At 51.3% G+C, this 20,956-nt stretch carries 22 protein-coding genes and 1 pseudogene; 6 read left to right on the forward strand and 17 right to left on the reverse strand.

The features are described 5' to 3' along the window. Positions 1-46 precede the first annotated feature (46 nt). The 6 genes from nanQ to nanR form a co-directional block, all read right to left on the reverse strand. Positions 47-511, reverse strand: a complete 465-nt coding sequence (gene nanQ / locus HUZ68_RS20345) for an N-acetylneuraminate anomerase (RefSeq protein ID WP_000979870.1) — start codon at positions 509-511, stop codon at positions 47-49. Then, positions 508-1,383 carry an N-acetylmannosamine kinase gene (gene nanK / locus HUZ68_RS20350; RefSeq protein WP_000209065.1) on the reverse strand — a complete coding sequence of 292 codons (876 nt, stop codon included), beginning with the start codon at positions 1,381-1,383 and terminating at the stop codon, positions 508-510. Before nanK ends, nanQ begins: the two co-directional genes overlap by 4 nt. Next, positions 1,380-2,069, reverse strand: coding sequence for an N-acetylmannosamine-6-phosphate 2-epimerase (locus tag HUZ68_RS20355; protein ID WP_001308081.1), 690 nt, complete (start codon positions 2,067-2,069; stop codon positions 1,380-1,382). The genes nanK and HUZ68_RS20355 overlap by 4 nt, the downstream gene beginning before the upstream one ends. 47 nt (positions 2,070-2,116) lie before the next feature. After that, complete coding sequence (gene nanT, locus HUZ68_RS20360; RefSeq protein WP_000108458.1) at positions 2,117-3,607, reverse strand: sialic acid transporter NanT; 1,491 nt, start codon at positions 3,605-3,607, stop codon at positions 2,117-2,119. A 108-nt stretch (positions 3,608-3,715) separates the two neighbouring features. Next, positions 3,716-4,609: an N-acetylneuraminate lyase gene (gene nanA, locus HUZ68_RS20365; RefSeq protein WP_000224714.1), complete on the reverse strand. Its 894-nt coding sequence runs from the start codon at positions 4,607-4,609 to the stop codon at positions 3,716-3,718. A gap of 121 nt (positions 4,610-4,730) precedes the next feature. Beyond that, positions 4,731-5,522 carry a transcriptional regulator NanR gene (gene nanR, locus HUZ68_RS20370; RefSeq protein ID WP_000523844.1) on the reverse strand — a complete coding sequence of 264 codons (792 nt, stop codon included), beginning with the start codon at positions 5,520-5,522 and terminating at the stop codon, positions 4,731-4,733. Between the two features lie 379 nt (positions 5,523-5,901). Here nanR and dcuC point away from each other — a divergent pair, with 379 nt between their 5' ends. Then, on the forward strand, positions 5,902-7,269 hold the full coding sequence (gene dcuC, locus HUZ68_RS20375) for an anaerobic C4-dicarboxylate transporter DcuC (RefSeq protein ID WP_000467020.1): 1,368 nt from the start codon (positions 5,902-5,904) through the stop codon (positions 7,267-7,269). A 42-nt stretch (positions 7,270-7,311) separates the two neighbouring features. Here the strand turns inward: dcuC and sspB are convergent, their stop codons facing one another. The 5 genes from sspB to zapE form a co-directional block, all read right to left on the reverse strand. Then, positions 7,312-7,809 carry a ClpXP protease specificity-enhancing factor gene (gene sspB / locus HUZ68_RS20380; RefSeq protein ID WP_000366126.1) on the reverse strand — a complete coding sequence of 166 codons (498 nt, stop codon included), beginning with the start codon at positions 7,807-7,809 and terminating at the stop codon, positions 7,312-7,314. Between the two features lie 5 nt (positions 7,810-7,814). Beyond that, entirely contained in the window at positions 7,815-8,453 is a 639-nt protein-coding gene (gene sspA / locus HUZ68_RS20385; RefSeq protein ID WP_000257293.1) for a stringent starvation protein SspA, read from the reverse strand. A 394-nt stretch (positions 8,454-8,847) separates the two neighbouring features. Continuing rightward, a complete protein-coding gene (gene rpsI / locus HUZ68_RS20390; protein ID WP_000829818.1) occupies positions 8,848-9,240 on the reverse strand; it encodes a 30S ribosomal protein S9 in 393 nt (130 codons plus the stop codon). A gap of 15 nt (positions 9,241-9,255) precedes the next feature. Beyond that, positions 9,256-9,684, reverse strand: coding sequence for a 50S ribosomal protein L13 (gene rplM / locus HUZ68_RS20395; protein WP_000847559.1), 429 nt, complete (start codon positions 9,682-9,684; stop codon positions 9,256-9,258). A 218-nt stretch (positions 9,685-9,902) separates the two neighbouring features. Beyond that, positions 9,903-11,030, reverse strand: a complete 1,128-nt coding sequence (gene zapE / locus HUZ68_RS20400; RefSeq protein ID WP_001192332.1) for a cell division protein ZapE — start codon at positions 11,028-11,030, stop codon at positions 9,903-9,905. A 193-nt stretch (positions 11,031-11,223) separates the two neighbouring features. Between zapE and zapG the strand changes: the two genes are divergently transcribed. From zapG to degS, 3 genes are all read left to right on the forward strand, one after another. Continuing rightward, the gene (gene zapG, locus HUZ68_RS20405) at positions 11,224-11,622 is read left to right on the forward strand and encodes a Z-ring associated protein ZapG (protein WP_001295270.1); all 399 of its coding nucleotides are present in this window, start codon (positions 11,224-11,226) and stop codon (positions 11,620-11,622) included. A 153-nt stretch (positions 11,623-11,775) separates the two neighbouring features. Next, positions 11,776-13,143, forward strand: a complete 1,368-nt coding sequence (gene degQ, locus HUZ68_RS20410; RefSeq protein ID WP_001295271.1) for a serine endoprotease DegQ — start codon at positions 11,776-11,778, stop codon at positions 13,141-13,143. A gap of 89 nt (positions 13,144-13,232) precedes the next feature. Then, positions 13,233-14,300: an outer membrane-stress sensor serine endopeptidase DegS gene (gene degS / locus HUZ68_RS20415; protein WP_000497723.1), complete on the forward strand. Its 1,068-nt coding sequence runs from the start codon at positions 13,233-13,235 to the stop codon at positions 14,298-14,300. 62 nt (positions 14,301-14,362) lie between these two features. On the opposite strand, the gene mdh is transcribed toward degS, so the two are convergent. Continuing rightward, positions 14,363-15,301, reverse strand: a complete 939-nt coding sequence (gene mdh / locus HUZ68_RS20420; protein ID WP_001295272.1) for a malate dehydrogenase — start codon at positions 15,299-15,301, stop codon at positions 14,363-14,365. 434 nt (positions 15,302-15,735) lie between these two features. On the opposite strand from mdh, the gene argR reads away from it, so the two are divergent. Together argR and yhcN are read left to right on the forward strand one after the other, a co-directional pair. Continuing rightward, positions 15,736-16,206, forward strand: coding sequence for a transcriptional regulator ArgR (argR, locus tag HUZ68_RS20425; protein ID WP_001257846.1), 471 nt, complete (start codon positions 15,736-15,738; stop codon positions 16,204-16,206). A 364-nt stretch (positions 16,207-16,570) separates the two neighbouring features. After that, positions 16,571-16,834, forward strand: a complete 264-nt coding sequence (yhcN, locus tag HUZ68_RS20430) for a peroxide/acid stress response protein YhcN (RefSeq protein ID WP_000695690.1) — start codon at positions 16,571-16,573, stop codon at positions 16,832-16,834. A 55-nt stretch (positions 16,835-16,889) separates the two neighbouring features. Here yhcN and HUZ68_RS20435 read toward each other — a convergent pair whose 3' ends face one another. The 5 genes and pseudogenes from HUZ68_RS20435 to HUZ68_RS20455 form a co-directional block, all read right to left on the reverse strand. Next, the gene (locus HUZ68_RS20435) at positions 16,890-17,162 is read right to left on the reverse strand and encodes a barstar family protein (RefSeq protein ID WP_033814979.1); all 273 of its coding nucleotides are present in this window, start codon (positions 17,160-17,162) and stop codon (positions 16,890-16,892) included. Positions 17,163-17,253: 91 nt separating this feature from the next. Continuing rightward, entirely contained in the window at positions 17,254-19,221 is a 1,968-nt protein-coding gene (gene aaeB, locus HUZ68_RS20440) for a p-hydroxybenzoic acid efflux pump subunit AaeB (RefSeq protein WP_000510962.1), read from the reverse strand. 5 nt (positions 19,222-19,226) lie between these two features. Continuing rightward, the gene (gene aaeA / locus HUZ68_RS20445; protein WP_033814978.1) at positions 19,227-20,159 is read right to left on the reverse strand and encodes a p-hydroxybenzoic acid efflux pump subunit AaeA; all 933 of its coding nucleotides are present in this window, start codon (positions 20,157-20,159) and stop codon (positions 19,227-19,229) included. A gap of 7 nt (positions 20,160-20,166) precedes the next feature. Further along, positions 20,167-20,232: pseudogene (locus HUZ68_RS20450) on the reverse strand (p-hydroxybenzoic acid efflux pump operon protein AaeX); the annotation flags it as partial. 15 nt (positions 20,233-20,247) lie between these two features. After that, a protein-coding gene (locus tag HUZ68_RS20455) for an IS1-like element IS1B family transposase (RefSeq protein WP_095033700.1) occupies positions 20,248-20,945 on the reverse strand; the annotation gives its coding sequence in 2 pieces (ribosomal slippage) (positions 20,248-20,696 and positions 20,696-20,945; 699 coding nt in all). Between the last annotated feature and the right edge of the window lie 11 nt (positions 20,946-20,956).

Raw genomic sequence — 20,956 nt, forward strand, 5'->3', positions numbered from 1 at the left:
GAATTCTGCAGACACTGTCTGCAGAATCTTTAAAACGAACTAAGTTTTAAGCCATTAAATCAGCCTTAACCTTCACCACAACCTTTTTAATCTCACCAGGTTCGCCGACAACGCATCCTGGTTTATGCGGTTCTCCCGGCATAAACACGGCGAACATTCCCGGTTTTAAGTTGATGGTTTGCTCGTTTTCAATGGCGCTGCAAAGCTGGTAATCATCTTCATGGTGGAACTCTTCACACTGGCGCGCAGTGCCTGCCGTGCCAAACAGAATCCGTTCCTCACCTTTTAATAACAGCTGGATATCAATGTATTGCTCGTGCAATTCCGCTTTTTTCTCGACGGGCGATTGAGTGTTAAACGTCATGACATTCATAAAAATATTGTCGCCCTGTAATTCGTAACGACCCGGCGCTTTTTCTTGCGGTCTGGCAGCTAATGCCAGCGTTAACGCGTCCTGTAACGCAGGATGTAACCCAGCAGACGGTAATGACTGTACTTCACCCATCATCATAATTTTTCTCCCTGGGCCAACAGCGCAGCCCCAAGTAAACCTGCATCATGGCGGTAGTGCGCCGCCAGTAAATCAACATGAAATGCCGCTGGCTCCTGCGCCAGATACGTTTCCACCAGCGCCAGATACCCTTCTGCCAGACCAACGCTGCCACCGACCACCACGCACTGACAATCAGTTGTGGCTTTAATATCAGCGATCAGCCTTGCCAGCACATGTGCGGAGCGGTGAATCAGCTGCTGCGCCTGCTCGTCGCCCTGCCCGGCGCGCATGAAAATAGTTTTCGCATCCGCGCCAGCCAACTCCCCCTGCGCTGCCGCTGCAATACCGCGACCAGAAGCAATCGCTTCCACGCAACCTGTGCGTCCACAGCCGCAGACTGGGCCGTGTGGATCGGCTAGCGTATGCCCGATGTGCCCCGCCAGACCGCCAGGGCCGGTAAGCAGTTTGCCGCCGCTCACTACACCGCCGCCGACGCCAGTGGAAACGGTGATAAACACCATCTCGGTTACATCGCCTTCCAGCGCCTGATACTCTGCCCATGCTGCGGCCTGCGCGTCGTTAATGGCAATGGTCGGCAAATTGGTAAGTTGTTCCAGCGTTTTGACTAACGGAAAGTGTAACAATCCACCAAGATTATGCGGATTCAGCGCCAGCAAGCTGCCGTCGCGAATAATCCCGGTTGAAGCGATGGCAACCCGCTGCGCATGAGCTTGCAACGGAGAGACTAATGCGGATAAGGCATCACGCAGTGCCTGCGGAGTCTGGCTGGCAGGCGTAGGAAGTTCTCGGCGATCGCGGATCTGCCCGTCAGCGCCAATCAGCGCGGCGGCAAGTTTAGTACCGCCGATATCAATCGCCAGCGTGGTCATAGCACCGCCTTTTTCATCGCTGTGTTGTACCACTGACAAATGTGTTCAAGACGCGTAATGGCAGAACCGACCGTCACCGCCCACGCGCCGTGGCGCATCGCATCAGCCGCCTGAGCAGGCGTGTTGTAACGCCCTTCGGCAATCACTCGACATCCGGCGTCACTCAACCTTTTCACCAGCGTCAGATCCGGCTCTTCTGGCGTTTCAGGCGTGGTATAGCCAGAAAGCGTAGTGCCAATAATTTCGGCTCCCAGCTTTTGGCATGCCAGGCCGTCTTCCGGCGTTGAGCAGTCGGTCATCGCCAGTAAACCGTGATGATGAATACGTGCCAGCAGCGTTTCAACAGGCACCGGACGCGGTCGGTCAGTGCCGTCAATGGCGATAATGTCAGCGCCCGCCTGCGCCAGCGCATCGACATCTTCAATATAGGCCGTGATGCGTACCGGAGAATCCTCCAGATCGCGTTTCACAATCCCGATAATCGGCACGCTCACCACCGCACGCGTGGCTTGCAGATTTGCCACACCTTCGATGCGAATGGCAACAGCGCCCGCCTGCTCTGCCGCTAATGCCATGGCAGCGACAATGTCGGGTTTATCGAGCGGGCTGTCCGGAACCGGCTGGCAGGAGACAATCAGGCCACCGTTAGCAGCGATTTTTTGATCCAGTTGTGCAAGTAACGACATACATCTTCCCTTAGCGAAAGGCCCGGTACAGAGACCGGGCAACAGGATTAACTTTTGGTTTTGACTAAATCGTTTTTGGCGCGGCCAAATGGCACGGCACCGCTAAATGGTTTGCCGTCGATAGCGTCATGAGTACGCAATGCTTCCGGGCGCAGCCAACGCTGAACACGGGAAGGCATATCCAGACCAATCAGCAGGATCACCACAAATGTCAGACTGAACGAGAGCGATGCCAGCGCAGTACCCAGATCCAGACGTTGAGCGATCAACGCGCCGATGATTGGGGCCAGTGCGCCACCCAATGCGCCAACGTTATAGGTAAAGCCCAGGCCCGCTGCACGCTGGTCGGTATCGAAATAACCGCCAATCAGTTTCGGTAAGATCCCGGCGATCCCTTGTCCAAGCATTTGCTGGAAGAACAGTAACAGACCGAGCACCCAGACGTTTGCGCCGCCAATCGCAAATACCGGAATAATCAGCAGCTGCGAGGCCAACAGACTACAAACGTACGCTTTGCGGGTTCCCAGCCAGTCACCGAGGAAGCCACCGACGCAGCACCCCACCGCCGCGCCAAAGCCACTAAAGAACAGCACATTGGCGACAGTATGCGGGTTATAAGCCAGATCGGTTTTCAGATACGTTGGCAGCAGCGCCTGAATCGGCCATGAGTAGAGGAAAGCAAACAACACGACCACCATCAGCATTACGCCAGTTGGCCAGCGTTTGCCCGTACTCTGCACCATAAAGCTGATAAAGATTGCGGCGCATAACAGCCCAAGAACAGCGACGATCGCGGCATTTTGCAGGTTACCGGCGAAGCAGAACCACAGCGCAGTAGCCGCCGCCAGTGTCATTACGATATTGGCAATGCGATGTTCACCACGGTAGAGAATATCCACCATTGTGCGTACTGGTGCTTTACCTGCGTGTTTCTCTTTCCAGTCTTCCGCTTCCGGGATGTTTTTACGCAGCCAGAGAGCAAAGATAATTGGCAAAATGCCGATAAAGAACAGCGCACGCCAGCCCCAGACCGGAACCACCAGGCTGTAGACCTGAGCGGCAACGACGGCCCCCACAGAGAAGCCTGAAATCAGAAAGCCACTGGCTTTGTTACGCAGATGTTTTGGCCAGCTTTCAATGACATAGGTGGCGCTGGAACCGTATTCACCCGCCATCCCCATGCCGATGACCAGACGAGCGATAAACATGGTGATGTAGCCTGGCGCAAAGCCGCAGGCCAGCGTCCCGGCCGAGAAGAGAACGATGCTGGTGACCATTGCCAGACGACGCCCGTAGCGGTCACCCATAGCGCCGAGCATCAGGCCGCCGAACCAGCGAGAGATAAAGGCTGCGGAGATCAGACTTGCCGCCTGCACCGTCGTCAGCCCGAATTCACCTTGTACTTCGGTGAGTACCAGGGCGATTAAAACGAAATCAAAACCGTCAAGCAGATATCCCAACCAGGCAGCGGAAAATGCCCGCCATTGTGCACGATTGAGATGGCGATACCACGGGATATTCTGGGTTGTAGTACTCATTGTGAGTCTCCCGCGGTGGGCGATGCCCACACGCTTTGGTATGAAAATTGTAGGGTACAGATGCGTTTATTTCCCCTCACCCGGTAGGGGCGAGCGAGGGGAAACAACTCACCCGCGCTCTTGCATCAACTGCTGGGCCAGCGCCTTCAGTTCTGGCAGATATTTTTCATCTACCGGACCAAACGGTTTGCGGCACAGCGGCACAGACACGACATCCATATAATGCAGAACAGTTTTCAGGCCGCGGAATACGCCCGTTTTGATCAGTAAATCAATGACTTTATTGCACTCAGTTTGCAGTTTCTGCGCGGTCTGGATATCGCCTTCTTTCAGCGCCTTCACGATCCCCTGATAGCGCCAGCCCATGATGTTGTAAGTACTGCCGATACCACCATCAGCGCCTGCCAGCAAGCCGGAAGCGAAGATTTCGTCGTAACCGTTATAGAGCACCAGATCAGGATGTTCACGACGGATCTGTTCCATCTGATAGAGATCGCCAGAAGTCTGTTTCAGCGCACCGACGCCAGGCAACGTAACAAGTGTGTTGATCTGATCCAGGGTCAGTTTTACCCCACTCAGGGCTGGAATGTTGTACACCACCATCGGCAACCCATCCGCTGAATCAATAATTGCCCGATAGTGATCGCAGTGTTCTTCAAAGCTGAAAGGATAGTAGAACGGCGTGACGGCGGAGACGGCATCGAAGCCATAACGTTTAGCCGATGCCGCAAGTTGTTGGCTTTCGGCGGTGCTGACGCAACCGACGTGGGCGATGAGTTTAATCTTACCTTTCGCCTCTTCGGCGACGATTTCCAGTACCTGTTCACGCTCGGAAAGGCTTTGTACAAAGGCTTCGCCGGTCGAACCACCCACGTATAAACCGTCAATGCCCTGCTGAATATTGAACTGAACCAGGCGGCGCAGACTCGCTTTATCCAGTGCTTGTTGTTGATCAAAAGGAGTCAGGAGTGCAGCCATTACGCCACGTAAATTCGTTGCCATAAATACCTCTGAAGTGATGCTTGTCTGATAAACGATATACCTTTATACCTGTTATACCAGATCAATTAAGCAACACCCCATACAGAAAGCTTATAATGCGATCTGCTTCACTAAAGTGGCATTATTTCTTTTTGTTGGTGGTCTGACCGAAGGCGTGCCAGGTAGCAGAGACGCTGTTGAGATGCGATTGCAACGCACGATCGGCTTCGTCAGGATCATGACGCCGGATCGCGTCAACGATCGCAATATGCTGTTGATAGCTAACGTTGTTATGCTCGTGCAGAGCCTGATCAGCCACGGTTGGACGTGCGGCGATCAGCCAGTCGAGCAGGGCAACGTGGATCGCCATGAAGATTGGGTTACCTGGGATCTCCGCCAGCACGCGGTGGAAATCAACGTCTGAGCGAATGAATGCCGCGTTGTTATCCAGCGACTGACTGTTGATTTCCAGTGCTTTTGCCAGCAAATCGATTTGCTCATCGGTGGCGTGTTCAGCCGCATAGCGCACCAGGCTGGATTCAAAGAACAGACGTAATTGTTCGAAATGGGCAATCCCACCAGGATGAGAAAGGAAATCTTTCGCCATGCCGGAAAGCTCACCGATGATGGTGTCCGCAGAAGGACGCGAGACGCGAGCGCGTTCGCCGTTGTTTATTTGCACCAGACCTTTGCGTTTTAACGCTGCCAGCGCTTCACGCACCGAAGGACGCCCGACGTTAAAGAACGCCATCAGTTCGCGTTCAGACGGTAATTGTTCACCTTCGCCAAATTCACGACGGCGGATCATCTGTTCCAGCTCTTCTTCCACCATTTCGGAGAGTTTTTTACGCGCCAGCGGGCGGCTACGCAAGTTGCGACCAATTGCAGGTGAAGAATCTTCGGTTTGCGAATCAAATGCGTTCATAAGGCCCATTCTGTAAGGTCAGTGTGATTAACATCATCAGTGACATCCTATCACAGGATTGAAAGTAGGGGAAAATGGCAGGGTTTTCTCTTTGTGCCTCATCATTACCATAATTAACGGAATAATTAACTATTGCGAAAAATTAATGTAACGCAGATAAAAACATCCCGATTGAATTATTTACAAGACTATTCACGAGCATTATGAATATTATGAATGTGTTCTTACAAAATAATCATAATCGCATATTTTTTAATGAAAAATCACCTCACCTACAATTAAAAACACGACATCAGCACCATAAATAGACTTGCAAAAAATATAACATCATTGTTTTCAATCTGCCATTTATGGGATTGACCGTTTTCTTTTGACACGGAGTTCAACAATGTTCGGCATAATTATATCTGTCATCGTATTAATTACGATGGGCTATTTGATCCTGAAAAACTACAAACCTCAGGTGGTGCTGGCTGCCGCAGGTATCTTCCTGATGATGTGCGGTGTCTGGTTAGGGTTCGGTGGTGTACTCGATCCCACCAAAAGCAGCGGCTACTTGATCGTCGATATTTATAATGAAATCCTGCGCATGCTGTCCAACCGCATTGCCGGATTGGGGCTGTCGATTATGGCGGTGGGCGGTTATGCCCGCTACATGGAGCGCATAGGGGCCAGTCGCGCGATGGTGAGCTTGTTAAGCCGCCCGTTAAAACTCATTCGCTCGCCGTATATTATTCTGTCGGCAACTTACGTCATCGGCCAAATCATGGCGCAGTTTATTACCAGCGCCTCCGGTCTGGGTATGTTGCTGATGGTCACCTTATTTCCGACGCTGGTGAGTCTGGGAGTAAGTCGCCTCTCTGCGGTGGCGGTTATCGCAACCACGATGTCCATTGAGTGGGGGATTCTGGAAACGAACTCCATTTTTGCAGCCCAGGTCGCGGGAATGAAAATTGCCACTTACTTCTTCCACTACCAGCTTCCGGTCGCCTCTTGCGTCATTATCTCGGTGGCGATCTCCCACTTTTTCGTGCAACGCGCTTTTGACAAAAAAGATAAAAATATCAATCACGAACAGGCAGAGCAAAAAACTCTCGATAATGTCCCGCCGCTCTATTACGCCATTTTACCTGTGATGCCGTTAATCCTGATGCTCGGCTCGCTATTCCTTGCCCACATCGGGCTGATGCAGTCAGAACTGCATCTGGTGGTGGTGATGTTACTGAGTTTGACGGTGACGATGTTTGTTGAGTTCTTCCGCAAGCATAAATTACGCGAAACAATGGACGATGTGCAGGCGTTTTTTGACGGCATGGGTACGCAGTTTGCCAACGTGGTAACGCTGGTGGTCGCGGGTGAAATATTTGCGAAAGGCTTAACGACGATTGGCACTGTCGATGCGGTTATCAGGGGTGCGGAGCATTCTGGTCTGGGCGGTATTGGCGTGATGATTATTATGGCGCTGGTCATTGCCATTTGTGCCATTGTGATGGGCTCTGGCAATGCGCCGTTTATGTCATTTGCCAGTCTTATTCCGAATATCGCAGCCGGACTACATGTACCAGCGGTTGTAATGATTATGCCGATGCATTTTGCCACGACGCTAGCGCGCGCGGTTTCGCCGATTACTGCGGTGGTAGTCGTTACGTCAGGAATTGCAGGCGTTTCGCCTTTTGCGGTGGTGAAGCGGACAGCGATCCCCATGGCAGTCGGTTTCGTGGTGAATATGATTGCCACAATCACGCTATTTTATTAAGTCATTAAAAGACAAAACAGGCCGCCAGGGCCTGTTTTTGTATTACTTCACAACGCGTAATGCCGGTCGACCACCGCGTGGTGGCTGCGGTGGTTCATCGTCAGGATGAGTGTCATCATCGTGATCTGGCTTATCGCCATCAATAACCGACATAACGGTTTCGTTGTCTGCCGATGCCTCTTCATCATTCATGATGCTGGCATCTTCATCGTAGGCAGCTTCAGGCTCAAACATCGTGCCAGCGCCATTTTCACGGGCGTAGATAGCCAGCACGGCAGCCAGCGGCACAGAAACCTGACGCGGAATGCCACCAAAGCGCGCGTTAAAGCGCACCTCATCATTCGCCAGTTCCAGATTGCCGACAGCACGCGGCGCAATGTTGAGTACGATTTGCCCGTCACGCGCATATTCCATAGGAACCTGCACGCCAGGGAGCGTCACATCCACCACCAGGTGCGGCGTGAGCTGGTTATCCAGCAACCACTCATAGAATGCACGCAGCAGATAGGGACGACGTGGTGTTAGCTGTGACAAATCCATACAGATTAACTCCGGCCCAGACGCATTTCACGTTCTGCTTCAGTTAAAGAAGCAAGGAAAGAGTCACGCTCAAAGACGCGGGTCATATAGCCTTTCAGCTCTTTCGCACCCGGGCCGCTGAACTCGATACCCAGTTGCGGCAGACGCCACAGCAGCGGAGCAAGGTAGCAATCGACCAGGCTGAACTCATCGCTCAGGAAGTACGGCTTCTGACCGAAGACCGGCGCAATCGCCAGCAGTTCTTCGCGCAGTTGCTTACGTGCGGCATCTGCTTCAGAAGCAGAACCGTTGATGATGGTGTTCATCAGCGTGTACCAGTCTTTTTCGATGCGATGCATGTACAGACGGCTTTCACCGCGAGCTACCGGGTAAACAGGCATCAGTGGCGGATGCGGGAAACGCTCATCCAGATATTCCATAATGATGCGAGATTCCCACAGGGTCAGCTCACGATCCACCAGGGTCGGAACGCTCTGATTCGGGTTGAGGTCAATCAGATCCTGAGGCGGATTGTCCTTTTCCACGTGTTCGATCTCGAAACTTACACCTTTCTCAGCCAGCACAATGCGGACCTGATGGCTATAGATGTCAGTAGGACCGGAAAACAGCGTCATTACCGAACGTTTGTTGGCAGCGACAGCCATGAAAACCTCCAGGTATAGTCAGAATTTTTACTGCTACCAGCCACCAGGTGGCCAGTCAGAAGTTGTGTTACCCAGTAAGGAACGACTCTCTTTGTTCGAAAATCAAACAAAAAATGAGCAATACCCGACATTTGGGCAGAAAATTGGATGATAGTTTACCAGATTTTGCGACCTTTGTGGTGAGTCGATGCCGGAAATGGGGAAAAAGAGATGCGCTTTAGTCTGAAATAGTTGACTTAGTCCCTTATTGGCGATGTGGTTTTTGTTTTGCCTGTCTGTCAGACGGCAGCAAAAAGCAACTTTCCATTTTTTACGCTGATTCAGATTTTAGCCATAAAAAAACCCGCCGAAGCGGGTTTTTTCGCAAATTGTTTTCTGCCGGAGCAGAAGCCAATTAACGTTTGGAGAACTGCGGACGACGACGTGCTTTACGCAGACCGACTTTCTTACGTTCAACCTGACGAGCGTCACGAGTAACGAAGCCAGCTTTACGCAGTTCAGAACGCAGGGACTCGTCGTATTCCATCAGAGCGCGGGTGATACCGTGACGGATCGCACCAGCCTGACCAGAGATACCACCACCTTTAACGGTGATGTACAGGTCCAGTTTCTCAACCATGTCGACCAGTTCCAGCGGCTGACGAACTACCATGCGAGCAGTTTCACGACCGAAGTACTGTTCCAGAGAACGTTGGTTGATTACGATTTTACCGTTGCCCGGTTTGATGAAAACGCGAGCTGCGGAACTTTTGCGGCGACCAGTGCCGTAGTATTGATTTTCAGCCATTGCCTATAATCCCGATTAGATGTCAAGAACTTGCGGTTGCTGTGCCGCGTGGTTGTGCTCGTTACCCGCGTAAACTTTCAGTTTACGGAACATAGCACGACCCAGCGGGCCTTTTGGCAACATGCCTTTAACCGCGATTTCAATCACACGCTCAGGACGGCGAGCAATCATCTCTTCAAAGGTCGCTTGTTTGATACCACCGATGTGGCCGGTGTGGTGATAGTACACTTTGTCAGTACGCTTGTTGCCGGTTACAGCAACTTTGTCAGCGTTCAGAACGATGATGTAATCACCGGTATCTACGTGCGGAGTGTATTCCGCTTTGTGCTTACCGCGCAGGCGACGAGCCAGTTCAGTAGCCAGACGGCCCAGAGTTTTACCGGTCGCGTCAACAACATACCAGTCGCGTTTTACGGTTTCTGGTTTAGCTGTAAAAGTTTTCATTAAAAGCTTACCCAATAAATAGTTACACGTTGGTGAACACCCAAACGTCTTCAATTGTTGAGGTTCACACGACAAAGTCCGGCAAACCTACCCCTTCGAATAGCCTATGCCAGCACACAAAAAGTTTTGGGAAAAAAACTTTCTTGTAACGTGGGGTCGCAGGATTATAGAGAAGTCGGGGTCAAAGATCGACCCCTTTTTGTGATTTGTGACAGGTTTTAACCCGCCAAATGCTCGCGCTTCAGATACTCTTCGCTTTGCATCTCTTGCAGACGTGACAGGCAACGCTGGAACTCAAACTTCAGCCGATCGCCCTGATAAATTTCATACAACGGCACTTCTGCACTCACCACTAATTTGACATGGCGCTCGTAAAACTCATCCACCAGCGCAATAAAGCGCCGCGCTTCACTCTCCATCAACCGCGTCATAACTGGTACATCAAACAACATGACCGTATGAAAGAGACGTGAGAGCGCAATATAGTCATGCTGACTGCGGGCGTCGACGCACAGCGTAGTAAAAGAGACCGCCAGCGTCTGGTTCTCGACGCCCATTGTCGCTAATGGCCGATGGTTGATTTCTAACGTCGGTGAATTTTCTCGTTTCCCCCCCGCCAGCGCCAACCATAGTTTATCCATTTGCGCCCGGGTTTCATCGTGGAGTGGCGAAAGCCACAGATGCGCCTGAGTGAGTGTACGCAGTCGATAATCAACACCAGCGTCCACGTTCATTACATCACAATGCTGTTTAATGGCATCGATTGCAGGCAGAAAACGCGCACGTTGCAGGCCATTTCGATAAAGTTCATCCGGCGGAATATTTGACGTCGCTACCAGGGTAATACCGCGGGCGAACAGGGCTTTCATCAGACCGCCAAGTAGCATGGCGTCGGTAATATCAGAAACAAAAAATTCGTCAAAACAGAGCACGTCAGTTTCGGCTTTAAAGCGATCGGCAATAATTTCCAGCGGATCGGTCTGCCCCTGTAAGGCAGTTAGCTCTTCGTGCACCCGCAGCATAAAACGGTGAAAGTGCAGGCGCTGTTTCCGCTCTCCCGGCAGGCTTTGATAGAAAAGGTCCATCAGCCAGGTTTTCCCGCGTCCTACACCGCCCCACATATATAAGCCACGCACTGGCGTATGCTTTGTGTCTTCGCGTTTACCCCACAGCTTACCGACCCGCGCCATTAGCCCACTCGTCCTGGGGGCTGGTGGCGTGCTATTGATGAGTTCCTGATAAATAATTTCCAGGCGGCTGACGGCCTCTTTTTGAACGTCGTCGGGTTGATGGCTGCCTTCATTGAGCGCCTTCAGGTATTGCGATGTTGGGGTAACGCTTTGCATGATCTTATTGTTATTCCTTGAATAATCGGTGCGCCGTTGTTCACGGTTGACGAAAAAAAGGCCGTTCTACACTACGCGATATGCAGTCGGGATTCCACTTCTGTGGAATTAACGGTTATAGTGGCATAATCAGCCGCAGGCATGGAGCCTGAAGCCAACACCCTACGGAAACAAAAGACAACGGGAGATGTTCATGACCTGGGAATATGCGCTAATTGGGTTAGTCGTCGGCATCATTATTGGTGCTGTGGCCATGCGTTTTGGTAATCGTAAACTACGCCAGCAACAGGCGTTGCAGTACGAACTGGAAAAGAATAAAGCTGAACTGGACGAGTATCGCGAAGAGCTGGTTAGCCACTTTGCCCGCAGCGCGGAATTACTGGATACCATGGCGCACGACTATCGCCAGCTGTATCAGCACATGGCGAAAAGCTCCAGCAGCCTGCTGCCGGAACTGTCTGCTGAAGCAAACCCGTTCCGTAATCGTCTGGCAGAGTCTGAAGCCAGCAACGATCAGGCACCGGTGCAGATGCCTCGCGACTATTCTGAAGGCGCATCCGGCCTGCTGCGTACTGGCGCGAAGCGCGACTAATTTATTTTTCGGGCGCAGCCATTGCGCCCTCCTCTTCTCTCCCTCCCCGACTATCATTTAATCTGGTGTCTCATTGTTAGCCGTCTGAAAATTCAATAACATCAAACTGTTTTGAATCTCTTTTCTTATCATTCAGGTACGAGAGCAGGAATAATGAAAAAACAAACCCAGCTGTTGAGTGCATTAGCGTTAAGTGTCGGGTTAACTCTCTCGGCGTCATTTCAGGCCGTCGCGTCGATTCCAGGCCAGGTTGCCGATCAGGCCCCCCTCCCCAGTCTGGCTCCAATGCTGGAAAAAGTGCTTCCGGCAGTGGTGAGCGTACGGGTGGAAGGAACGGCCAGTCAGGGACAGAAAATCCCGGAAGAATTCAAAAAGTTTTTTGGTGATGATTTACCGGATCAACCTGCACAACCCTTCGAAGGTTTAGGCTCCGGTGTCATCATCAACGCCAGTAAAGGCTATGTGCTGACCAACAACCATGTGATTAATCAGGCACAGAAAATCAGTATTCAGCTCAATGATGGGCGCGAGTTTGATGCAAAACTGATTGGTAGCGATGACCAGAGCGATATCGCCCTGTTGCAAATTCAAAACCCGAGCAAATTAACGCAAATCGCTATTGCCGACTCCGATAAATTGCGCGTCGGTGATTTTGCCGTGGCGGTCGGTAACCCATTTGGCCTTGGGCAAACCGCCACCTCTGGCATTGTTTCCGCATTAGGACGCAGCGGGTTGAATCTTGAAGGTCTGGAAAACTTTATCCAGACAGATGCTTCCATTAACCGCGGTAACTCCGGCGGTGCACTGTTAAACCTTAACGGTGAGTTAATTGGCATCAACACTGCAATCCTTGCGCCTGGCGGCGGGAGCGTCGGAATTGGATTTGCCATCCCCAGTAATATGGCGCGAACACTGGCGCAGCAGCTTATCGACTTTGGTGAAATCAAACGCGGTTTGTTAGGCATCAAAGGCACCGAGATGAGTGCCGATATCGCCAAAGCCTTCAACCTTGACGTGCAGCGTGGCGCGTTTGTCAGCGAAGTGTTGCCAGGTTCTGGCTCGGCGAAAGCGGGCGTCAAAGCGGGCGATATTATTACCAGCCTCAACGGCAAACCGCTGAATAGCTTTGCTGAGTTGCGCTCTCGTATCGCGACCACCGAGCCGGGCACGAAAGTGAAGCTTGGCCTGCTGCGTAACGGCAAACCACTGGAAGTAGAAGTGACGCTCGATACCAGCACCTCTTCGTCGGCCAGCGCTGAAATGATCACGCCAGCGCTGGAAGGTGCAACGTTGAGCGATGGTCAGCTAAAAGATGGCGGCAAAGGTATTAAAATCGATGAAGTTGTCAAAGGAAGCCCAGCTGCTCAGGCTGGCTTGCAAAAAGACGATGTGATCATTGGCGTCAACCGCGATCGGGTGAACTCGATTGCTGAAATGCGTAAAGTGCTGGCGGCAAAACCGGCCATCATCGCCCTGCAAATTGTACGCGGCAATGAAAGCATCTATCTGCTGATGCGTTAATGTCGTAAACCGGGCATCAGGCTGACGTGTGATGTCCGGTTAACTCGTGGTATGCTGCTGCCGTTCCCTTTTTTAATGACGCCTCCATCATGTTTGTGAAGCTCTTACGTTCCGTTGCGATTGGATTAATTGTCGGCGCTATTCTGCTGGTTGCCATGCCTTCGCTGCGCAGCCTTAACCCGCTTTCCACTCCGCAATTTGACAGTACCGATGAGACGCCTGCCAGTTATAATCTGGCGGTTCGCCGCGCCGCGCCAGCGGTGGTTAACGTTTACAACCGTGGTTTGAACACCAACTCTCACAACCAGCTTGAGATCCGCACCCTGGGATCCGGTGTAATCATGGATCAACGCGGTTATATCATCACCAATAAACACGTCATCAACGACGCCGATCAGATCATCGTCGCCTTACAGGATGGACGTGTATTTGAAGCATTGCTGGTGGGATCTGACTCTCTAACCGATCTGGCGGTACTTAAAATTAATGCCACTGGCGGTTTACCTACCATTCCGATCAATGCACGTCGCGTACCGCACATTGGCGACGTGGTACTGGCGATCGGTAACCCGTACAACCTCGGGCAGACCATTACCCAGGGGATTATTAGTGCCACGGGTCGAATCGGTCTGAACCCGACCGGGCGGCAAAACTTCCTACAAACCGATGCTTCCATTAACCACGGTAACTCTGGCGGCGCGCTGGTGAACTCGCTGGGTGAACTGATGGGCATTAACACGCTGTCGTTTGATAAGAGTAACGATGGCGAAACGCCGGAAGGTATCGGCTTTGCGATTCCTTTCCAGTTAGCAACCAAAATTATGGATAAGCTGATCCGCGATGGTCGCGTGATCCGCGGCTACATTGGTATCGGCGGACGCGAGATCGCACCACTGCACGCGCAGGGCGGTGGTATAGATCAACTGCAAGGGATCGTGGTTAATGAAGTGTCACCTGACGGCCCGGCGGCGAATGCGGGTATTCAGGTCAACGATCTGATTATTTCGGTGGATAACAAACCGGCCATCTCTGCTCTGGAGACGATGGATCAGGTGGCAGAAATTCGCCCTGGTTCGGTGATCCCGGTTGTAGTGATGCGTGATGATAAGCAGTTAACGCTGCAGGTCACCATTCAGGAATATCCGGCAACCAATTGAGTCGTGCGCTCAAAACAAAAAACCGGAGTCTGTGCTCCGGTTTTTTATTATCCGCTAATCAATTACTTATTAACGAACTCTTCGCCCAGGGCGATATCTTTCTTGAGCGTATCAAGCATACCTTCCAGCGCGTTCTGTTCAAATGCGCTCAGGGTACCGATAGATTTACGCTCTTCCACGCCGTTTTTACCCAGCAGCAGCGGTTGAGAGAAGAAACGGGCGTACTGACCGTCGCCTTCAACGTAGGCACATTCGACAACGCCTTGTTCGCCCTGCAGTGCACGAACCAGAGACAGACCAAAACGTGCAGCTGCCTGGCCCATAGACAGGGTTGCAGACCCGCCACCGGCTTTCGCTTCAACCACCTCAGTACCCGCGTTCTGGATACGTTTGGTCAGATCAGCCACTTCCTGCTCGGTAAAACTAACGCCAGGAACCTGTGACAGCAGCGGCAGAATGGTAACACCAGAGTGACCGCCAATAACCGGCACTTCAACTTCGCCTGGCTGTTTGCCTTTCAGTTCCGCAACAAAGGTGTTGGAACGAATGATATCCAGCGTGGTAACGCCGAACAGTTTGTTTTTGTCATAAACACCGGCTTTTTTCAGCACTTCAGCAGCAATTGCAACTGTGGTGTTAACCGGGTTAGTGATAATACCAATGCACGCTTTCGGGCAGGTTTTCGCAACTTGCTGTACCAGGTTTTTCACGATGCCGGCGTTAACGTTAAACAGGTCGGAACGATCCATACCCGGTTTACGCGCTACACCTGCAGAGATAAGAACGACATCTGCGCCTTCCAGCGCCGGAGTCGCATCTTCACCAGAAAAACCTTTGATTTTCACAGCAGTAGGGATATGGCTCAGATCGACGGCCACACCGGGAGTCACTGGAGCGATATCATACAGAGAGAGTTCTGAACCTGAAGGCAGTTGGGTTTTTAACAGTAGTGCAAGCGCCTGGCCAATACCGCCAGCAGCGCCGAGGACTGCGACTTTCATCCTAAACTCCTTATTATATTGATAAACTAAGATATGTTGCTCCGCTGCCGCGACCTTAATCCACAAAATTGCCGTTTACAATGACCACATCTCAAGAATGTGTAGTCACGCAAGTTTAGCGTTTATGCATTTAATTGCCGTAATCAGGAACCTAACTTACGTAATTAACAGTCGCTTATGCATTAGCGCAACATTCCAACAGGTGGTGACAATATACCCTACCGTTCAGCCAAAACAACATCAATTTGATAACAATTAATTTACTTTTAAGCAGAATTTGCATGCCGTGACGCAGGCATGTTTCTCAATAACGAAATTTGATAAAATCCCGCTCTTTCATAACATTATTTCAGCCTTCTTCAGGGCTGACTGTTTGCATAAAAATTCATCTGTATGCACAATAATGTTGTATCAACCACCATATCGGGTGACTTATGCGAAGCTCGGCTAAGCAAGAAGAACTAGTTAAAGCATTTAAAGCATTACTTAAAGAAGAGAAATTTAGCTCCCAGGGCGAAATCGTCGCCGCGTTGCAGGAGCAAGGCTTTGACAATATTAATCAGTCTAAAGTCTCGCGGATGTTGACCAAGTTTGGTGCTGTACGTACACGCAATGCCAAAATGGAAATGGTTTACTGCCTGCCAGCTGAACTGGGTGTACCAACCACCTCCAGTCCATTGAAGAATCTGGTGCTGGATATCGACTACAACGATGCAGTTGTCGTGATTCATACCAGCCCTGGCGCGGCGCAGTTAATTGCTCGCCTGCTGGACTCACTGGGCAAAGCAGAAGGTATTCTGGGCACCATCGCTGGCGATGACACCATCTTTACCACCCCTGCTAACGGTTTCACTGTCAAAGACCTGTACGAAGCGATTTTAGAGCTGTTCGACCAGGAGCTTTAATCTCTGCCCCGTCGCTTCTGGCGGCGGGGAAAATGTTGCTTATCCCTCTCAACCCCCTGCTTTCCCCTGCGATTAATTTAACGAATAGTGCGTTTTACTGCGACATGTCATTCACACAATGAATACATACGGTAAAAAAAGCACATTATGCAAAATTCATTATCTAATTGAAAATACTAGAATTAATGATAAATAACCGTATTTTCAATTCTTTTTTGTTATTAAAATTCACATTTTTAACACTTAGTATCAACAGAAACAGTTAGCGTGGTATTAATTAGTCCAATAATTAGTGTATACTTGATTTTGTGATAAGGGTCACGAAACAAAGACCCAGCAAAAAGATTATGTTGAGGTAAATATCATGAAAATCAAAACCACTGTTGCTGCATTAAGCGTACTTTCTGTTCTCTCTTTCGGTGCATTCGCTGCCGACTCCATTGATGCTGCACAAGCACAAAATCGTGAAGCAATCGGGACCGTATCCGTAAGTGGTGTGGCGTCTTCGCCAATGGATATGCGTGAAATGCTGAACAAAAAAGCGGAAGAGAAAGGCGCAACGGCCTACCAGATTACTGAAGCTCGTAGCGGTGACACCTGGCACGCTACGGCTGAACTGTACAAATAAACCCTCATCGTCTTGTCCGACGATATTGCCCCCGGTTCGGGGGCTTTTTTTTGCGCTAATGACGAACATTAAAACGCAAATGCCCTTCCAGCTCTTCCTCTGCCTCATCAAACAGCAATATTAACGCGCCAAAACGGCGACGCGTTTTCTCTCCCAGATGAACAAATTCAATCTCAAGTGGTAGCGGCAGGACATCGTTCATTAACACATCCCATAGTGAGTCGAGATCGCGTACCTTATCTTTCGCCAGACCAAAGATTTGGCTAAAGTCACGATAAAAATCCTCCTGACTCTCAATCTCATCAAAATCAAAGGTATAAATATTCATCTGTTGCCACCGTCACGTTTCGCGGCGAGTTCTGCCGTGCATCGCTAAGTATAGCCATGAAAAAACCGACGCTTTTGGCGTCGGTTTTGACTTAACTATCAGTCAACGCATGTTGATACTTATGGAGCATCCCCGCCAGCCGATGTACCGGTTCCGTCACCTGCGGTGGCGCTTGCCAGATGCGTAGCTTTTCCTGGTAGATTTCAAGTTCTTCCAGCAACTGGCCAAAGTACCGGCGACGTTTATCATCGCTACGGGCAGATATCACATGGTCTGCTGTGCGGCGCATTTGTCGGTGAAACGCCGATAAATCCTCGTTAACCGGGATCGGCGCATCACGCAGGCGCTGGTGCGCGATAATCATCGTCAGCGCCAGGCGAAATTTCGGCAAATCCCCTGGGAACTTATTCATCAGCAAAAACAGCTGCTGATAAAGTGCCGGGAGGTGGTTCTCTTTACGACGTGCCACATTGGTAGTCATCGCGGAAACAGCGGCAGAAACAAACTGATTAAGCAGTACACGTCCAGTCCTGTCGCGCGATTTATCCCGCACCAGCAAAATAACGGTGAACGCGAGCACACAGCCGACGATTTGCCCTAATGCGCTGTCGAGAAACTGACTGAAATGGAAAGTCATCGGGTTATCCAGCACGATAATATTTATGGTGCTGGCCAGCGCCCCCATCGAGCCCAGTCGCCGTTTCTGTACTTCTATTCCGAGGAAGAATCCCAGCACTGCCAGGCTAATACACAGCAGCAACATGCTCTGTTGGGTATTAGGGATAATCACCAAAAAGTAGAGCAGCCCTAACGGCAGCGCGGCCAGCGTCCCGTAGATAAAGTCGATCGCCACCATGCGTGGATTCGGCAAACGCATTGCCAGTGACGTCACTACCGCAATCATCACCATTGCACCACTGCCGGAAGTCCAGCCCGTCCACAGCCAGAAAAGCGTTCCCAGAATGCAGGAAAGTGTGGTTCGCCAGAAGTTAACCATTGCATGATGACGTTCGGCTGACTCTACTTTTACTTCCGGTTCGCCTTGCAGGATCTCTTCTTCGGTGGCGTTGATTTTTGTGTTACTGATAACGCCGCGCTTGAGAAGCTGATAACGCGTTGCCGCCGCGACCCAGCTATAAATGGTGACAGGCGTTTCCCGTTCCCCGGTCCAGGCGATAACTCTTCGCAGGCGTTTGAGCTGCTTGTGGACGTCCTGCGCGGTTTCTACCGGCGTGTCAAAAAATTCGCGGAAAGTATCAGTGATCAATTCCGGGCGCGTATTCTGAATAAGATAAGTTTCGCAGGATTGGGTAATCAGCGTCAGCGATAGCGTATTGATCGCTTTTAAACGTCGATTGGCCCGCGCCCAGCGGGAAGATTCCATATTCAGGTTGCTGCGCATGCCTTGTAGCGCCGTGGTGCGTCGCACCAGGTCGCCCCAGGCTTTATCGACAACCTCACCATCGCCATGCTTGATACAGAGTTGCATTAATTGATATTGCGCGACCAGCAAACTTTCCAGCTCTCGATCCACTTCTTGTTTGATCGATCGCGGAGAAAAGAGCAAATCCGCCATAATCGCACACACAATACCGATAACGATCTCGCTACAACGTTCGACGGCAAACTGCGGCGTAAGCAATGGTTCCGGCTGAATGGTGATCACAATGATCAGCGCGGTATAACCGGCCAGCCCCCACGCATACGAGTTTTCTATTCGTACCAGCGAGGATATCCAGGTACAAAAACCGGCCCAGATACAGCACACCAGAATCATCAATAATGGTGCGCGGATCATCGCAATGATGATCACCAGTCCGGCAATACAGCCAATAAATGTGCCGATGATGCGCAAAAAGCCACGATAGCGAATAGCGCCAGAATACGGTTCACCTCCCGCAGCAAAGGCCGGACCGGCGGCAACAATCGCCGCTGTCAGTACCGCCCAGCGTGGCGTTTCCAGCTGGAAGTGAAAGCCAACAAACAGCGCCAGTACAATGGCGGTCGCCAGTTTTACCGCAAAGCGAATATGTTGGTTAGCAATGGAGAAAATACCCATCGTGATTAACCAAACTCACGCAGGCGATGGGCCATTTTACGGAAGAACGAATCCTGGCTTTCGTCGCGATCTTGTTTGCCAGTGACCACCACTGTAGCAGTGGTGCCCGCAGGCCAGATGTTCTCTTGCTGGTTGTCGAGACGAATACGAACCGGAACACGTTGCGCCAAACGCACCCATTCAAGGTTAGAGTCGATGGTCGCCATCCCTTTGTCGTCACGCGTGCTGCTGGCGTTGGTGACCCCAGCGGCAACACTATCAACAGTCCCTTTCAGCACTTTGTTACTGCCAAGCGGCGTGATCTCTGCACGATACCCAGGGCGCACCCCTTCCAGCTTAGTTTCTTCCATATAGGCCAGTACATAGAAAGAGTTCTGTTTCACCAGCGCAACCGCCGTTGATCCACGAGTAATAAACTCACCGGTATAGACGTTGAGGTTGGTCACCCAGCCATCTGCTGGCGCGCGGATCACCGTGCGTTCAAGATCCAGTTTTGCCAGATCGCGGGTCGCCTGCGCTTTCGCTAACTGATGCAGAACCGTTTGTAGTACGTTGTTGGCCTGGTCGATCTCTTCGCGAGACATCGCCTGCACACCGAGACGGTTACGACGTCCGGCCTCCTGGCGTTTCTCCTGTGCCAGTACCTGATAATAAGCAACATCGGCTTGCGCTTCCTCAAGCGCCTTTTGATAGCGCGGCTGGTCGATGGTGAACAGAACCTGTCCTTTTTTCACCAGCTGGTTATCATTAACATTCACCTGGGTAATGAGTCCAGAAACGTCCGGCGCGATCGCAACGACGTCAGCGCTAAAGCGCGCGTCACGCGTCCAGGGGGATTCGGTGTAATAGACCCAGGCATTAAAAATTGCGATGAAGGCCAGAATGACTAATACGACCGTGATGGCCGTACGGGAGAATTTTCTTATTAGTGTTTTCACTTCAACCTCAAACGAACAGTCGCGATATCAAATAAAACAAGCAGCAATAGAGCGCGGTGTTGAACAACGCCGGGGTAATGACTCCAACTTATTGATAGTGTTTTATGTTCAGATAATGCCCGATGACTTTGTCATGCAGCTCCACCGATTTTGAGAACGACAGCGACTTCCGTCCCAGCCGTGCCAGGTGCTGCCTCAGATTCAGGTTATGCCGCTCAATTCGCTGCGTATATCGCTTGCTGATTACGTGCAGCTTTCCCTTCAGGCGGGATTCATACAGCGGCCAGCCATCCGTCATCCATATCACCACGTCAAAGGGTGACAGCAGGCTCATAAGACGCCCCAGCGTCGCCATAGTGCGTTCACCGAATACGTGCGCAACAACCGTCTTCCGGAGCCTGTCATACGCGTAAAACAGCCAGCGCTGGCGCGATTTAGCCCCGACGTATCCCCACTGTTCGTCCATTTCCGCGCAGACGATGACGTCACTGCCCGGCTGTATGCGCGAGGTTACCGACTGCGGCCTGAGTTTTTTAAATGGCGGAAAATCGTGTTGAGGCCAACGCCCATAATGCGGGCGGTTGCCCGGCATCCAACGCCATTCATGGCCATATCAATGATTTTCTGGTGCGTACCGGGTTGAGAAGCGGTGTAAGTGAACTGCAGTTGCCATGTTTTACGGCAGTGAGAGCAGAGATAGCGCTGATGTCCGGCGGTGCTTTTGCCGTTACGCACCACCCCGTCAGTAGCTGAACAGGAGGGACAGCTGATAGAAACAGAAGCCACTGGAGCACCTC

The organism is Shigella dysenteriae, assembly GCF_022354085.1.
Classification (GTDB): Bacteria; Pseudomonadota; Gammaproteobacteria; order Enterobacterales; family Enterobacteriaceae; genus Escherichia; species Escherichia coli.

Coding starts and splice junctions, on each gene's coding strand:
- HUZ68_RS20435 (WP_033814979.1), bottom strand. CDS start 17,162: ATGAATATTTATACCTTTGATTTTGATGAGATTGAGAGTCAGGAGGAT.
- zapG (WP_001295270.1), top strand. CDS start 11,224: ATGACCTGGGAATATGCGCTAATTGGGTTAGTCGTCGGCATCATTATT.
- aaeB (WP_000510962.1), bottom strand. CDS start 19,221: ATGGGTATTTTCTCCATTGCTAACCAACATATTCGCTTTGCGGTAAAA.
- yhcN (WP_000695690.1), top strand. CDS start 16,571: ATGAAAATCAAAACCACTGTTGCTGCATTAAGCGTACTTTCTGTTCTC.
- nanA (WP_000224714.1), bottom strand. CDS start 4,609: ATGGCAACGAATTTACGTGGCGTAATGGCTGCACTCCTGACTCCTTTT.
- rplM (WP_000847559.1), bottom strand. CDS start 9,684: ATGAAAACTTTTACAGCTAAACCAGAAACCGTAAAACGCGACTGGTAT.
- nanK (WP_000209065.1), bottom strand. CDS start 1,383: ATGACCACGCTGGCGATTGATATCGGCGGTACTAAACTTGCCGCCGCG.
- degQ (WP_001295271.1), top strand. CDS start 11,776: ATGAAAAAACAAACCCAGCTGTTGAGTGCATTAGCGTTAAGTGTCGGG.
- sspA (WP_000257293.1), bottom strand. CDS start 8,453: ATGGCTGTCGCTGCCAACAAACGTTCGGTAATGACGCTGTTTTCCGGT.
- sspB (WP_000366126.1), bottom strand. CDS start 7,809: ATGGATTTGTCACAGCTAACACCACGTCGTCCCTATCTGCTGCGTGCA.
- degS (WP_000497723.1), top strand. CDS start 13,233: ATGTTTGTGAAGCTCTTACGTTCCGTTGCGATTGGATTAATTGTCGGC.
- HUZ68_RS20355 (WP_001308081.1), bottom strand. CDS start 2,069: ATGTCGTTACTTGCACAACTGGATCAAAAAATCGCTGCTAACGGTGGC.
- zapE (WP_001192332.1), bottom strand. CDS start 11,030: ATGCAAAGCGTTACCCCAACATCGCAATACCTGAAGGCGCTCAATGAA.
- dcuC (WP_000467020.1), top strand. CDS start 5,902: ATGTTCGGCATAATTATATCTGTCATCGTATTAATTACGATGGGCTAT.
- argR (WP_001257846.1), top strand. CDS start 15,736: ATGCGAAGCTCGGCTAAGCAAGAAGAACTAGTTAAAGCATTTAAAGCA.
- mdh (WP_001295272.1), bottom strand. CDS start 15,301: ATGAAAGTCGCAGTCCTCGGCGCTGCTGGCGGTATTGGCCAGGCGCTT.
- rpsI (WP_000829818.1), bottom strand. CDS start 9,240: ATGGCTGAAAATCAATACTACGGCACTGGTCGCCGCAAAAGTTCCGCA.
- nanR (WP_000523844.1), bottom strand. CDS start 5,522: ATGGGCCTTATGAACGCATTTGATTCGCAAACCGAAGATTCTTCACCT.
- nanT (WP_000108458.1), bottom strand. CDS start 3,607: ATGAGTACTACAACCCAGAATATCCCGTGGTATCGCCATCTCAATCGT.
- nanQ (WP_000979870.1), bottom strand. CDS start 511: ATGATGATGGGTGAAGTACAGTCATTACCGTCTGCTGGGTTACATCCT.